The organism is Vibrio sp. 1727, from assembly GCF_033344415.1.
GTDB classification, from domain to species: domain Bacteria; phylum Pseudomonadota; class Gammaproteobacteria; order Enterobacterales; family Vibrionaceae; genus Vibrio; species Vibrio alginolyticus.
This window is the reverse complement of the sequence record NZ_JAWPOT010000015.1, coordinates 88433-101614: the sequence shown is the minus strand read 5'-3', so window position 1 is coordinate 101614 and position 13182 is coordinate 88433. Positions and strand designations below refer to the sequence as shown.

Sequence of the window (13182 nt, the reverse complement as noted above, 5' to 3'; positions counted from 1 at the left end):
TTAGTTTGCTTGTAGTTTTAATAAGGTATGACCAAGGCCAATATTGTCGGTTCTTTCAACGACAGATAAACCTGCCGCTTCGACAATTTCTAAGAAATCATCACTGCGATAAAAGCGACTATTACCGTTAGCTAAACAGGTAAAATAAAGAGAAGTGGCATTAAGGCTATAGGAAGCTCCCGCGTATTTTTGAGCATCCCAAAACAGCTCCAATACGTAAATAGTATCTCCCTTCGTTAACTGGGCTTTAACTTTTTTAAGGATATTGAGGATCTCAATTGGGGAAAAGCAATCCAAGAACTGGCTCATCCACCATACGTCAGCATGCTCAGGCAATGTTTGTGCTTTATCAAGCATGTTTGCAGGGTATGGACGTACACGCTCGACGAACTGGTTTTCTGAAACATTCTTCATCGCTACTTCTAATTGCTGCGGTAAATCAACAATCGTCACTTGAACGTCAGGGTCATGTTTACAACACTGAATCGCCCATTTTCCCGTATTTCCGCCAATATCCACAAGATGCTTTGGCTTCCTTGCAAATACCTCTTTAAGCAGAAGTGGGAACGAGCGATCCGAATAGAAATGATCGAACTTAAACCAGCTCTGTTTGGCTTGTTCTGGTAACGTCGATAGACCTTGATAAATGGTCTCCCAATTGCCCAACTCTTTCAAACCTGACGGTTTACCTTCTTGAATTGCTTCCGTCAAATGCATCATCGCGGCGTAACAAACATCTGCCGTAAAATCCATGTTTGCATTCGTCATACCATCATGAAGAAGGTAAAAACCAAGGTTTGCAAGCGAATAGTTAGGTCGTTCCCATAAAACAATATGCGCACTAATCGCCATATCCAACAGTACTTTAACACCATATTCTGATACTCCCGTTTTCTCGGCAATATCTGTGGCACTCATGCCTTGAGCGCCAGCGCTGTCTAAAGCGGCTAAAATACCTAAATCTCGAAGCGTTTTGGCGGTCTGGAACACGATTGGTGCAAAAGATAACTTCTGAGCTTCTGTCTTCGCTTCAAAAGCATTAAAAGGGTCATTATTTTGATTTAACACGGAAAAACCTAACTGCAATTAATAGTTTTATTGTTGAGATTGATTGCCCAACAATGCAATAGCTCGCTGAATATCAACATTCAAGTTGTTTACCCAACGATTGTAATTGCGGTGGATTTTGCCATCACTTGCTTTGAGATTTACTGAGTTGAGATAAATAATTGAGTAATATTTATTATTGTATGGGATTTTTACTTCTGCAGAGTGTTTACGAACGTGGATTTTTGCAATAAGAACACCAGGGCTTACTTCTTCGATCGTCCAGCCTCGGTTAGTTGCTGATTGCACTATGGCCATTTTTACTTGTTTATTTTGAAGATCATAAGCAACTGGAGTATCCTCCACATTCATTACAGGTTGTACTCGTCCACAACCAACAAGAAGCAAAGTTAATAATAACGAGACATACAGCTTAAAACGCGACATGATAATTTCCTTTTTATTGTGAATTTGGGTCAACCCCAATTTGTATCGAGCTGTAAAATAAACAATTTAACCCAATATGCCAAACTCGAAGATCAACATTTCGTTCAATATTGATGCGTGGACAGCGAATTCATTCGGTTTATCCGAATCCAATGAATGGAAACAATGGGCAACAGAGATAAAATGGCCAGAAGATGGCAAAATCAATGTTGCAAATATTCCTGCGATGATGCGCAGAAGAATGAGCCCACTCAGTAAACTGGCGGTACAAACTGCAATCGAAATGCTTAATCAACATCAAGTTGATTACCTTGTATTTTCAAGCCGTCATGGTGAACTGCATCGCAGCGTCGCACTAGTTGAAGATATAATTAATGGAGAAGAGGCGTCTCCGATGGCTTTTTCTCAATCGGTGCACAATACCGCCGCAGGGCTTGCCACTATCGCAACTAAACAACCCATTCCCCTAACTTCTATCGCTGCGGCAGAAAACACATTCCAAAGCGCAATATTAGAAGCATGGCTGTTTTTGTCCGACAATCCTGACAAAAAAGTACTGCTTGTTGATTTTGATGAGCCTATGCCTGACTCTTATTTAGAATATGAAAACCAACAATACCAAGGGTTTGGACTTGGCTTAATACTTTCTCATGGAGACAAGTTCGCGATACAAAGCTCCATAAACGCAGAACGTTCCGGTCATCCTCTTCCTCAAGGTTTAGTATTTTTGCAACAATACTTGTTAGATAAAAGCCAGTGGACTATTTTCGCTCCGCAACAAGCTTGGGAATGGCACAAAAAATGACTCGCTTAAATCAGTATTGGCGTGTGCTAGCAACAGGCTTTTGTTTTTCAGTATTTGGGTTAGGTGGTTTAGTACTGAGTTTCATTGTTATTCCGACCATTCGTATTTTTGTTTCAGACCAAACGGAACGCGAATATAAAGTTCAGGGTGCGATTCGATATTCATTCAACACATTTTGTAAATTGATGAAGCTAAGTGGCGCAATCGATTATCAAATTATTGGTGCCGATATTCTTCAACAAGATCGTAATTGTTTAATTGTTGCCAACCACCCTAGTTTAATCGATTACGTTCTCATTGCTTCACAATTAAATCGCTGCGACTGTTTAGTAAAATCGGCAATATGGTCGAATCCTTTTATGAAGCACATCGTAAAAGCAGCCGGATATATTCCCAATGAAGCACCGGATGATTTATTAGCACTTTGTGATGAGCGATTTAACAAAGGCAACGTGTTGCTTATATTTCCTGAAGGAACAAGAACAACACCAGGTGTAGAGCCGAAATTACAACGCGGTGCAGCACAAATTGCGGTAAGAACAGAACGAGATTTAAGAGTTGTCCATATTACGGTAACGCCAAGTTTCCTCACAAAAGAGAAAAAATGGTATCAAGTACCGGCAACAAAGCCCTTTTTCAGGGTTGAAGTTAAGGATAAAGTTGAGATTACCCCCTTTATAAAGCAAACTACGTCGCCGACAATAGCGGCGCGACGCTTACAACAGCACCTAGCTGAAAACATTTTTCCAGAAAACTTTTATTAATAAGCAGGTCCCAGTGGAACAGTTACACAACGACATTAAGCAACTTATTATTGATGCTTTAAACCTTGAAGATTTAACCGTAGATGATATTGAAACGGATGCACCACTTTTTGGTGATGGACTTGGCTTAGATTCTATCGACGCGCTTGAGCTTGGACTCGCAATAAAAAAACAATACAACATCGTTATTGATGCCGACGACTCAAATACGCGCGAACACTTTGCGTCTGTAGCAAATCTAGCGAAATACGTTTCTTCTCAAACTAATGAATAAGTTGTAGGTATATTCATGACTGATGTAAATAAAGATCAAGTATTTGAACAAGTTAAAGATGCGCTTGTTGAGCTGTTCGAAATTGATGCAGCCGACATTCAATCAGATGCGCACTTATACCAAGATCTCGATCTTGATAGCATTGACGCCGTTGATTTGGTCGTACACCTACAGAATGTCACTGGCAAAAAAATCAAGCCGGCAGAGTTTAGTACAGTAAGAACCGTCGACGATGTGGTTAACGCTGTTACTGAGTTATTGAAGGAAAGTTAATGCGCCAATTGCTGACTGGTCTGTCTGCAATTGTACTGTTTGCCTACCCCTTCGCCGTCTATTTCGGTATAGATAAATTTGGCTTGAACTTAGTTGGGGGCTTGTTAATTGCTGCGTTACTTTTGCGTGTTTTCGTCGCAAATAAGACCCCACTAAAAGAGTTTAAGTTCTTGGCGCTCGTTACGGGCGCTGTTGGCATTGTCCTAATTACGCTTGGCATGGTGTTTAAACAACATGGGTGGCTTCAGTTTTACCCTGTCGTTGTCAATGTATGTATGCTGTGTGTATTTGGACTGAGCTTAAAACAGCCGCAATCGATCATAGAGAGGCTTGCTCGCTTGCAAGAACCCGACCTTCCGGCTAGTGGTGTGGCTTACACTCGCAAAGTGACGATGGTTTGGTGCGCCTTTTTTACGCTCAACGCTGCTGTTGCACTCTATACCTGTTTCCTACCAGTAAAAATATGGACGCTTTATAACGGCCTCATCAGCTACTTACTTGCTGGTGGCTTGTTCGCTGGAGAATGGATCGTGCGTCAATTTGTTCGAAAGGAACACTAATCGTATGAATACAACGTATTCGAGCTTTACCTCCCTAGCGACCTTGTTCATCGCAGAGAGGTCTGAGCAATCCCCAGTCTCTTACGAGCGCGACACGGTTATCACGTGGGGTGATTTCCAGCAGCACGTCGCAACACTTGCTCAGCAGTTAGAAACCCAACCAACGCAAAACATTGCGTTGTGTTTTGGCAACAGCTACCTGTTTGCCGTTGGCTTTTTTGCTTGTTGTTATGCAGGAAAATCCATTGTATTACCTGGTAATTACCAACCAGAAGCACTCAAAGAGCTCAGTGAGCACTACGATTTGTTGCTGCATGATGCCGATGTCTCGGTTCCAGAACTGGTGAGCTCGCTTTTGATCGAAGCTCAATCATTGCTAGAAACCACCGTGATTAACGAGCCAGAGGCCAAACAACCTTATTTTTGGCGAGAATTAAACCTAGCGGAAATACCGGTAACGCTATTCACTTCGGGTTCAAGCGGCACACCAAAAGCCATTGCAAAAACGCTTAAACAGCTCGATATCGAAGTTTCTATTCTAGATAACCTATGGGGCGACACAGTTGCCAACACACGCGTTGAAAGCACCGTTTCTCATCAACACATTTACGGCTTGCTGTTCCGCGTATTGTGGCCTTTGTGCTCTGCACGTCCATTTTCAGCACACAACCTAGAGTTCCCAGAGCAAATTGTCCATCACGCCGATGCTGACACCACGCTAGTAAGTAGCCCTGCGTTACTTAAACGACTCAGTGAAGAGCACGATCCGGTTGCGATTCGGTGTGTATTTTCTTCTGGTGGCCCCTTGCCAAACCAAGCGGCGCAGCACAGCCAGCAGTTGTTTGGGTCACTTCCTATTGAAGTTTTTGGCAGCACAGAAACCGGCGGCATTGCTTACCGTCAGCAGCACGAAGCCAGTACTCCCTGGACGTTATTCCCTGGTGTTGAAGCCGAGCTTAACCATGAAAATTGTTTAAAGCTCCGCTCGCCACACATTGATGAAAACACTTGGTACCAAACTGCGGATGAATGCTATTTCCATGATAGTATTTCTTTTGAATTGCGTGGACGCACTGACCGAATCGTCAAAGTCGAAGAAAAGCGTATTTCCCTTGTGGAAGTGGAAAAACGTTTAGATCAATTGCCGTGGGTTCAAGAAAGCGTGGTGATCCCAATGGAAGAATCTGGTCGCCTCACGTTAGTCTCGATCATCGTACTTAACGATAAAGGCAGCGATGTGCTTAATGAACTTGGTAAAGGCAAATTTTGGCTTGAGCTTCGCAAGGCACTGCGCAATTGGCTAGAACCGATCGCTATCCCGAGAAAATTCCGAGTGGTCGACGAAATTCCATTGAACAGCCAAGGCAAACGCCAAGTTGCTGAAATTGAAAAACTATTCCAATAAAGCTAGTAACATGGATAAAAGAAAACCAACCATTCAGAATATTGAAGTGAGTGACCACACCGCGGAGCTTTCGCTGCGTGTGGATGCTGACATCTTAGATTTCCAAGGTCATTTCAGTCACTTTCCTCTTTTACCCGGCGTCACTCAAATTGACTGGGCGTTGTTCTACGCCGTTCAATATTTGAACACTCCCAAGGTATTTAAAGGAATGGAAGTCATCAAATTTCAAGAGCCGATTCTGCCAAACGCCGACGTTTGTCTCTCACTCTCTTGGGACAATGAGCGCGAGAAATTGACCTTTAAGTACACATCGAAAAACGGTGAAACCTTGGTGACTCACTCGTCAGGAAAAATGAAACTGGGTGAGTCACGTGAGTGATTATCGTCCCTGCTTTTTAATTCCTTGCTACAACCACGGCAGCACAATTGCAGACGTGGTTGCGTCGTTATCCTCTTTCGCTTTGCCAGTGCTGGCCGTTGACGACGGCAGCAATGAAGACACCAAACAAGCGCTTTCTGCTTTGAGCAAGCAAGGGCTGATAAAACTGATTAGTTTGAGTGAAAACCAAGGCAAAGGTGGCGCGGTGATGGCTGGCCTACATCAAGCTCACCAGCTTGGTTTTACGCACACCATTCAAATCGACGCAGACGGTCAACACGACCTAGAAGCATTGCCGAAATTGCTCAGCGCCAGCGAAACAAAACCAGATAACCTGATTTCGGGCCAACCGATATACGACGAGAGCGTACCTAAATCCCGTTTGTATGGTCGCTACGCTACGCACGTTTGGGTGTGGATAGAAACCTTGTCACTGTCTATCAAAGACAGCATGTGCGGTTTTCGCGCCTACCCAGTGGCGAAAACGGTCGCCGTGTTGAACAAGTACAACATCGGCAAACGCATGGATTTTGATATCGAAATTCTGGTGCGAATGTACTGGGAAGGCGTCGATATTGATTTTGTTCCAACGCGCGTGATCTACCCTGAAGGTGGCATTTCCCACTTCGACGCATTGTGGGACAACGTCAAGATAAGCTGGATGCACACTCGCCTATTTTTTGGCATGTTGCCGCGCATTCCTTCGCTACTCGCCAGAAAGCGCCAAAACACAGATGACAGTAATGCCCACTGGTCGAAACGAAAAGAACAAGGCACGATTTTAGGCATCAAAACCTTGCTCGCGGTTTACCGCTTGTTCGGTAGAAAAGCGTTCGACCTGATTTTAAAGCTAGTCATGCGCTACTACCACTTCACGGGTAAATCTGCCCGTGAAGCGTCTGAGGTTTACCTGCAAAACTTACAGCGCTACGCAGCGCAGCAGAACATCTCACTACCAAAACAGTTGGACAGCTATCATCATCTGCTTTCTTTTGGGCGTACCATGCTCGACAAACTGGCAGCATGGCAAGGTGACTTTAATGTCGACAACCTAACCATTCACGGCCAGCATCATTTCGAAGAGATGGCGCAGAAAAAACAAGGCGTGCTCATTTTAGGCTCGCACCTTGGCAATATCGAACTCTGCCGCGCGCTTGGTCGTCGACACTCTCATGTCAAAATCAATGCCTTGGTATTTACCCAACACGCTGAACAATTTAATGCGGTAATGAAGGCGGTAAACCCAAATTCGGAACTGAATCTGATTCAAGTCAGCTCAATGGGACCAGACACCGCGATTCTGCTTCAACAAAAAATCGAGCAAGGCGAATGGGTGGTGATCGTTGGCGATCGCACTTCCACCAGCAAAGAAAATCGTGTCGTTTGGGCAGATTTTCTTGGTAAACCTGCACCATTCCCGCAAGGCCCATTCATGCTAGCCTCGGTATTAAAAGCGCCGGTTTACTTACTCTTCGGCCTACGCGACGATGAAGCGAACACTCCGCATTTTAATGTGTACTTTGAACACTTTAGTGACCAAGTCACGCTACCACGCAAGGAGCGTCAGCAGGCACTAGAACGCGTTGTTCAACAGTACGCACAAAGATTAGAACACCACACACTGCAAGCGCCGTTACAGTGGTACAACTTTTTTAACTTCTGGACTTTAAGTAATCAGCCACATGACAAACAACAATAATCACAACATCACTTTTGGTGCCCAATCTTTAACCATCGAAGATGTCGTTGCCATTGCTCAAGGTGCAAAGGCACACATGAACACCTCGCCAGAATTTACCGCGAAAATTGATCGTGGCGTGGCGTTTCTGGAACGATTACTGAAGGAAGAAGGCGTTATTTACGGCGTGACCACGGGTTACGGCGATTCATGTACTGTGGCGATTCCACCCGCTCTTGTGGATGAACTTCCGTTGCACCTTACACGCTTCCATGGTTGTGGCTTAGGTCAAATCCTTTCTCATGAGCAAGCTCGTGCGGTGCTGGCAACACGTTTATGTTCATTGTCGCAAGGCGTATCTGGCGTGTCTCACGATCTGTTGAACCAAATCGTTACGCTTATCAACCACGACATTGCGCCGCGTATTCCACAAGAGGGCTCGGTGGGCGCAAGTGGCGATTTAACGCCTCTGTCTTACCTAGCGGCGACCTTAATTGGCGAACGTGAAGTGCTTTACAAAGGTGATGTGCGACCAACACAAGAAGTGTTTGCAGAGCTGGGCATTGAGCCAATTCGCCTAAAACCAAAAGAAGGTTTGGCGTTAATGAACGGTACATCCGTGATGACAGCCCTCGCCTGTCTTGCCTACAAACGTGCAGAATACCTAGCGCAGCTTTGCACCAAGATTACCGCGATGGTCTCTGTGGGTATGCAAGGTAATGACTTCCACTTTGATGAAGCGTTGTTTGCGGTAAAACCTCATCCTGGTCAACAGCAAGTTGCGGCTTGGCTGCGTGATGATCTCAATGCTGAGCGTCCGCCACGCAATAGCGACCGACTGCAAGATCGTTACTCGCTGCGTTGTGCGCCACACGTCATTGGCATGGTGCAAGACTCACTGCCTTGGCTACGTCAATTGATTGAGAATGAACTAAATAGTGCCAACGACAATCCAATCATCGATGGCGACAATGAGCGCGTTCTGCACGGCGGTCACTTCTACGGTGGTCATATCGCAATGGCGATGGATACGTTGAAAGTGAACATTGCCAACTTAGCTGATTTGCTGGATCGTCAGATGGCGCAATTGATGGATTACAAGTTCAATAACGGCCTGCCGTTTAACTTAACCGGTGCAGAAGGCGAGCGTAAACCGATCAACCACGGCTTTAAAGCGGTTCAGATTGGTATCTCAGCTTGGACGGCAGAAGCGTTGAAAAACACCATGCCAGCAAGCGTTTTTTCTCGCTCAACCGAATGTCACAACCAAGACAAAGTGAGCATGGGCACCATCGCGGCTCGTGATTGCTTACGCGTACTTGAGTTAACAGAGCAAGTTGCTGCGGCTTCACTCCTAGCAAGCGTTCAAGCGGTTGAGATTCGTCGCCGTCATAACGAATTGGACGAACACCACATGAGTCAGAGTTTGCGAGTAATTCGTGACGCAGTACTGAGCGAGTTTGAATTTGTGATTGAAGATCGCCCATTGGAACAAGATTTGCGTCATTTCATTGAACGCATTCAGCAACGTCATTGGCCACTCTACGCGGAGGTATAATGCAAGAGCAGGTTCTCTACCCATTAGAAGCGGAGGTGACTATGGTCACCTCATTCCAAGATGCTGACCCGATGGGCGTGATTTATCACGGCAACTTCTTTCGATATTTTGAAGAAGCGCGTCGTGTGCTGATGGAGAAGCTCCAATACAGCTATCGCGATATGCAAGACTCTGGGTACATGTGGCCGATCATCGATACGCGCGTTAAATACGTGAAGGCGATTCCGTTTAATCACACCATTCGTATTACCGCGCAACTCACTGAGTGGGAAAACCGCTTACGTGTGGATTACGTGATTTACGACGCCGAAACGAATCAACGTATGTGCAAAGCGCATACAACGCAAGTCGCTGTATCCATTGAAAAGCAAGAGATGTGCTTTGTTTCTCCGGCAATCTTTTTAGATAAAGTAGAGCAATGGCACAACCATGGGAGCCTGAACTAATGCAAAAGTGGTTACTCTCTTTTTTGTTGATATTTTCTGTTCCAGCACTGGCCACACCGACAGCAAACGTAACAGATTTGGCGTCGCTTCAACAGCAGTTGTCTCAGCATGAAATCGTGCGCGGAGATTTTACGCAGCAGCGTCATCTGGAAATGTTCAGTCAACCTCTAACCTCTAAAGGTCAGTTCACACTGAGCAAAACACATGGCTTGTTGTGGCAACAAACAGAACCTTTCGCAGTCAATTTGGTATTGACGGAAAACAAACTTCGTCAAACTTTTGCCGACCAAGCACCGAAAACGATCTCTGCACAAGAAAACCCAATGGCGTTCTACTTTAGTCATGTGTTTTTATCCGTGTTCCACGGGGATACTTCTGCACTGCAAGAACAATTCACACTCGATTTTTCAGTTGAGAACAATCAGTGGCAGCTCGTTTTAGTGCCCAAACAGTCACCATTAAATGCGGTGTTTAAAGCCATCACCCTTTCCGGTAAAACGCATATTGATCGCCTAACCCTGCAAGAGCTGCGCGGCGATAAGACCGAAATCACGTTTACAAACCAGACCTCTCTACCTCAGGAACTCACGGATGCCGAAGACGCTCAATTCCGTTTCTAAACTCAGTCTTGGCACTCACACCTTTGCTCTGGTTTGGCTCAATCTCGTTGTTTTAGCGGGCGCGTTGCTACTCAAACAATGGGTTTGGAGTGCAGAATCTCCGATTGAGACCAACATTTTAAAACTGTTGCCGAAGAACCAACAAAACCCGGTGGCTGAGCAAGCCTTTGAGTCGGTCTCGGCAAGTATGAGCGACAAAGTCATTTTCGTGATCACAGCGCCGGACAAAAATGCCCTTTTTGCAGCAGCCGCTGAATTTGATAAGGGTTTGCGTCAGAGTAATCATTTTCGCGATGTGGTGGGAAAAATCTCACCTCAAGAGCAGCAAGCTTGGGCGAGTTACTACTTTAAGCACCGCTTCCAATTGCTGACGCCTGAACAACGAGAGCGTTTAAGCCAAAATCCAGAACAGCAAGTGCAGCATGTGATTCAGTCGCTGTACAACCCGTTTTCTGGAGTGACCGGGCAAGAGTTACAAAATGATCCTTTCTTGCTATTTCGTGATTATTTGAGCCAAGTTACCCAGCAATCGTCCTCTTTCCGATTGGATAACGGCTATCTGTCCGTCGAAAAAGACGGTGCTCAATACTTGCTTATTACTGCCGAGCTAAAAGACTCGCCTTATAGCCTAACTGGGCAACTTGCAGTCCCTGATATTCAAGCGCTAGAACAAGGCGTCGCGCAGAAATATGGCGCTGAAGTCGCACATACTGGCGTTCTATTTTACGCTGACTTTGGTACGCAAAGTGCAAAATCGGAGATCAGCACCATCGGTGTATTCTCTCTACTCGGTATCATTGCATTGTTCTTGCTGGTCTTTCGGAGTGTGATGCCGCTGTCCCTAGCACTGCTTTCCATCACCATTGGTCTGCTCGTTGCGTTGTCCGTTACGACGTGGATTTTTGGAAAAGTCCATCTGTTCAGCTTAGTGTTTGGCGCAAGTTTAATCGGTGTGTCTATCGACTACGCATTCCACTACCTAACGGAACGTCTTGCGGCGGGAAATGAATGGGATAGCGAGCAAGGGTTAAAGCATATTTTCATAGCGATCACACTGGGCTTAATCACCAGTTTGATCGGCTATTTGGGCATGTTAGTGGCACCGTTTCCTGGTTTGCAGCAGCTTGCGCTGTTTTCATCCATTGGTCTGATTGCCGCTTACATCACCGTGGTGGCTTGGTATCCGATACTGGCTCGTAACCCATCGCGCACCATTTCGACTTTACCGGGACAATCACTGTTGGCGAAATGGTTAACGCTTTGGAATCAACCTCGAATTAAAGTCGGATTGCCGATGTTATGTGTGGTTGCGAGTGGCTTTTTCTTGCTGCAATTGAACTACGATGACGACATTCGTCTACTGCAAACGATGCCGAACGATCTCAAGCAGCAAGAAACCTTGATTACGACGCTCAGTGGCATGCAATCTTCACAGCAAATGTTGGTCGTTACCGCCGACGATGACGAAAACCTAATGAAAAAGCTGGAGTCTTTGACGCCAACATTAGAAGCGTGGAAAGCGGACAGCACCATCGAAAGCTACCAGAGCCTGAGCCGCTACTTGAGCTCAGTGGAACGTCAGCAACAAGACTATCAATTGATTCGCGATCTTTACGCGACACAATCCAGCCCACTTACTTCCGGGCTGGGCTTAAGTAAAAAGCCCAAAATGGACGCCGACTTTATCCCTGTTACGGTTGAACAGTACTTGCAAAACCCGGTATCAGCGCCTGTACGTTTTCTTCATTTGGGTAAAATTAAAGAAAAATCGGCAACGGTAGTGGTGTTAAACCAATTGCAAGACTCCGCTGTTGTTAAGGCATTTGCCAAATCACAGTCTGATGTTGTCTACCTAAACAAAGCTGAAGAAATATCCACCCTATTTGGTGAATACCGAATCAAAATCATAGAGCTATTGGCAGCCGCCAGTGCTGTGATCTTTCTGGTATTAATCAAGCGGTACGGTCTGCAACACAGTTGCCGAGTTTTACTGCCATCATTGATTGCTTGCGCCTGCGGTCTGGCAACTGCTGTCGCGATGGGAACAACATTAAACCTGTTCAACTTGCTTGGCTTGGTGCTCATTCTTGGTATAGGGATCGATTACACTCTGTTCTTTGCCGAGAAAGCCCGCAGTGTGAGCACACTATTGGCGATCACCCTTTCGGCAATGACCACTGTGTTGTCATTTGGATTGCTGTCACTCAGCCAAACTCACGCGATTCACAGTTTTGGCATAACGGTGTTAAGTGGTATTTTTGTCGCTTGGCTGCTCTCTCCGATTGCAATTAAAACAGAGGAAACGACGTCATGATTTTCAATCACGCCTTTCGCTGCGCGACGTTATTCGCACTGAGCCTGTTTTTAAGTGCATGCAGCTTGGTCCCTCACCAATCGACGCCTCAGGTCGACATTGCCGAGCACACCCAAGTTAGCTTGCCCACTCCCGCAAGCTTGGGCTATCAGTTGTCTGCCAGTCAGTTAATTACGGCTTCTTGGGCAATAGATGGTAAAACCAAATCTGAGCAACTTCCGGTACAACTGCAAGTGATCAACAACGAAGTGGTGCTGGCAGGCTTCTCATCCTGGGGGACGAGAGTACTCTCACTGTCTTACGATGGAGAACAAATTCAAACCGAAGTGCTCAACGGTTTACAAGGTTCGCTACCGCAGCCAGAACAGGTATTATTTAACTTGATGATCACGCTCTGGCCGAGTTCCGCTTGGGAAGGATCGTTAAATGAGGTAAGGTGGCGAATTATTGATAAAAATAATTCTCGCGCCATCTTTGATAGCGGCGGTGAAAAGATCATTGAGATTCAATACAGCTCTTCTAACAAGTTAGAGGGTAAGATTGATTTTCATCACCTCAAACATCAGTTTTCAATTTCTATTCAAACACTGCAACATCAGATTAACTAAGAAC

General features: G+C 45.5%; 15 protein-coding genes. 13 read left to right on the top strand and 2 right to left on the bottom strand.

All coding sequences use genetic code 11. From position 1 onward, the window contains the following. Together R8O10_RS15260 and R8O10_RS15255 are read right to left on the bottom strand one after the other, a co-directional pair. Positions 1-1068 carry a class I SAM-dependent methyltransferase gene (locus tag R8O10_RS15260; RefSeq protein ID WP_017634791.1) on the bottom strand — a complete coding sequence of 356 codons (1068 nt, stop codon included), beginning with the start codon at positions 1066-1068 and terminating at the stop codon, positions 1-3. A 27-nt stretch (positions 1069-1095) separates the two neighbouring features. Then, positions 1096-1494, bottom strand: a complete 399-nt coding sequence (locus R8O10_RS15255) for a hypothetical protein (RefSeq protein WP_005382272.1) — start codon at positions 1492-1494, stop codon at positions 1096-1098. 76 nt (positions 1495-1570) lie between these two features. Between R8O10_RS15255 and R8O10_RS15250 the strand changes: the two genes are divergently transcribed. From R8O10_RS15250 to R8O10_RS15190, 13 genes are read left to right on the top strand one after another with little or no spacing between them, the layout of a single operon-like run. Further along, complete coding sequence (locus R8O10_RS15250; RefSeq protein ID WP_017819930.1) at positions 1571-2299, top strand: beta-ketoacyl synthase chain length factor; 729 nt, start codon at positions 1571-1573, stop codon at positions 2297-2299. After that, entirely contained in the window at positions 2296-3063 is a 768-nt protein-coding gene (locus R8O10_RS15245; protein WP_005388305.1) for a lysophospholipid acyltransferase family protein, read from the top strand. The genes R8O10_RS15250 and R8O10_RS15245 overlap by 4 nt, the downstream gene beginning before the upstream one ends. Positions 3064-3076: 13 nt before the next feature. Then, positions 3077-3337, top strand: coding sequence for a phosphopantetheine-binding protein (locus R8O10_RS15240; RefSeq protein WP_005382278.1), 261 nt, complete (start codon positions 3077-3079; stop codon positions 3335-3337). Positions 3338-3352: 15 nt separating this feature from the next. Next, complete coding sequence (locus R8O10_RS15235) at positions 3353-3610, top strand: acyl carrier protein (RefSeq protein ID WP_025766966.1); 258 nt, start codon at positions 3353-3355, stop codon at positions 3608-3610. Further along, positions 3610-4170, top strand: coding sequence for a hypothetical protein (locus R8O10_RS15230; RefSeq protein ID WP_025766967.1), 561 nt, complete (start codon positions 3610-3612; stop codon positions 4168-4170). Before R8O10_RS15235 ends, R8O10_RS15230 begins: the two co-directional genes overlap by 1 nt. 4 nt (positions 4171-4174) lie before the next feature. Further along, positions 4175-5575, top strand: coding sequence for an AMP-binding protein (locus tag R8O10_RS15225; RefSeq protein WP_318191533.1), 1401 nt, complete (start codon positions 4175-4177; stop codon positions 5573-5575). A 10-nt stretch (positions 5576-5585) separates the two neighbouring features. Next, the gene (locus tag R8O10_RS15220) at positions 5586-5954 is read left to right on the top strand and encodes a hypothetical protein (RefSeq protein WP_021449611.1); all 369 of its coding nucleotides are present in this window, start codon (positions 5586-5588) and stop codon (positions 5952-5954) included. Beyond that, positions 5947-7653, top strand: a complete 1707-nt coding sequence (locus tag R8O10_RS15215) for a glycosyltransferase family 2 protein (protein ID WP_318191532.1) — start codon at positions 5947-5949, stop codon at positions 7651-7653. The genes R8O10_RS15220 and R8O10_RS15215 overlap by 8 nt, the downstream gene beginning before the upstream one ends. Continuing rightward, entirely contained in the window at positions 7637-9190 is a 1554-nt protein-coding gene (locus R8O10_RS15210) for an HAL/PAL/TAL family ammonia-lyase (protein WP_047102876.1), read from the top strand. The genes R8O10_RS15215 and R8O10_RS15210 overlap by 17 nt, the downstream gene beginning before the upstream one ends. Continuing rightward, entirely contained in the window at positions 9190-9636 is a 447-nt protein-coding gene (locus tag R8O10_RS15205) for an acyl-CoA thioesterase (protein WP_054702228.1), read from the top strand. The genes R8O10_RS15210 and R8O10_RS15205 overlap by 1 nt, the downstream gene beginning before the upstream one ends. Continuing rightward, entirely contained in the window at positions 9636-10256 is a 621-nt protein-coding gene (locus tag R8O10_RS15200; RefSeq protein WP_017819935.1) for a LolA family protein, read from the top strand. Before R8O10_RS15205 ends, R8O10_RS15200 begins: the two co-directional genes overlap by 1 nt. Continuing rightward, on the top strand, positions 10228-12570 hold the full coding sequence (locus R8O10_RS15195) for an MMPL family transporter (protein ID WP_318191531.1): 2343 nt from the start codon (positions 10228-10230) through the stop codon (positions 12568-12570). Before R8O10_RS15200 ends, R8O10_RS15195 begins: the two co-directional genes overlap by 29 nt. Continuing rightward, entirely contained in the window at positions 12567-13178 is a 612-nt protein-coding gene (locus R8O10_RS15190; protein ID WP_225473948.1) for a DUF3261 domain-containing protein, read from the top strand. The genes R8O10_RS15195 and R8O10_RS15190 overlap by 4 nt, the downstream gene beginning before the upstream one ends. Positions 13179-13182: the final 4 nt, after the last annotated feature.

Coding starts and splice junctions, on each gene's coding strand:
- R8O10_RS15255 (WP_005382272.1), bottom strand. CDS start 1,494: ATGTCGCGTTTTAAGCTGTATGTCTCGTTATTATTAACTTTGCTTCTT.
- R8O10_RS15250 (WP_017819930.1), top strand. CDS start 1,571: ATGCCAAACTCGAAGATCAACATTTCGTTCAATATTGATGCGTGGACA.
- R8O10_RS15245 (WP_005388305.1), top strand. CDS start 2,296: ATGACTCGCTTAAATCAGTATTGGCGTGTGCTAGCAACAGGCTTTTGT.
- R8O10_RS15235 (WP_025766966.1), top strand. CDS start 3,353: ATGACTGATGTAAATAAAGATCAAGTATTTGAACAAGTTAAAGATGCG.
- R8O10_RS15230 (WP_025766967.1), top strand. CDS start 3,610: ATGCGCCAATTGCTGACTGGTCTGTCTGCAATTGTACTGTTTGCCTAC.
- R8O10_RS15225 (WP_318191533.1), top strand. CDS start 4,175: ATGAATACAACGTATTCGAGCTTTACCTCCCTAGCGACCTTGTTCATC.
- R8O10_RS15220 (WP_021449611.1), top strand. CDS start 5,586: ATGGATAAAAGAAAACCAACCATTCAGAATATTGAAGTGAGTGACCAC.
- R8O10_RS15210 (WP_047102876.1), top strand. CDS start 7,637: ATGACAAACAACAATAATCACAACATCACTTTTGGTGCCCAATCTTTA.
- R8O10_RS15205 (WP_054702228.1), top strand. CDS start 9,190: ATGCAAGAGCAGGTTCTCTACCCATTAGAAGCGGAGGTGACTATGGTC.
- R8O10_RS15200 (WP_017819935.1), top strand. CDS start 9,636: ATGCAAAAGTGGTTACTCTCTTTTTTGTTGATATTTTCTGTTCCAGCA.
- R8O10_RS15195 (WP_318191531.1), top strand. CDS start 10,228: ATGCCGAAGACGCTCAATTCCGTTTCTAAACTCAGTCTTGGCACTCAC.
- R8O10_RS15190 (WP_225473948.1), top strand. CDS start 12,567: ATGATTTTCAATCACGCCTTTCGCTGCGCGACGTTATTCGCACTGAGC.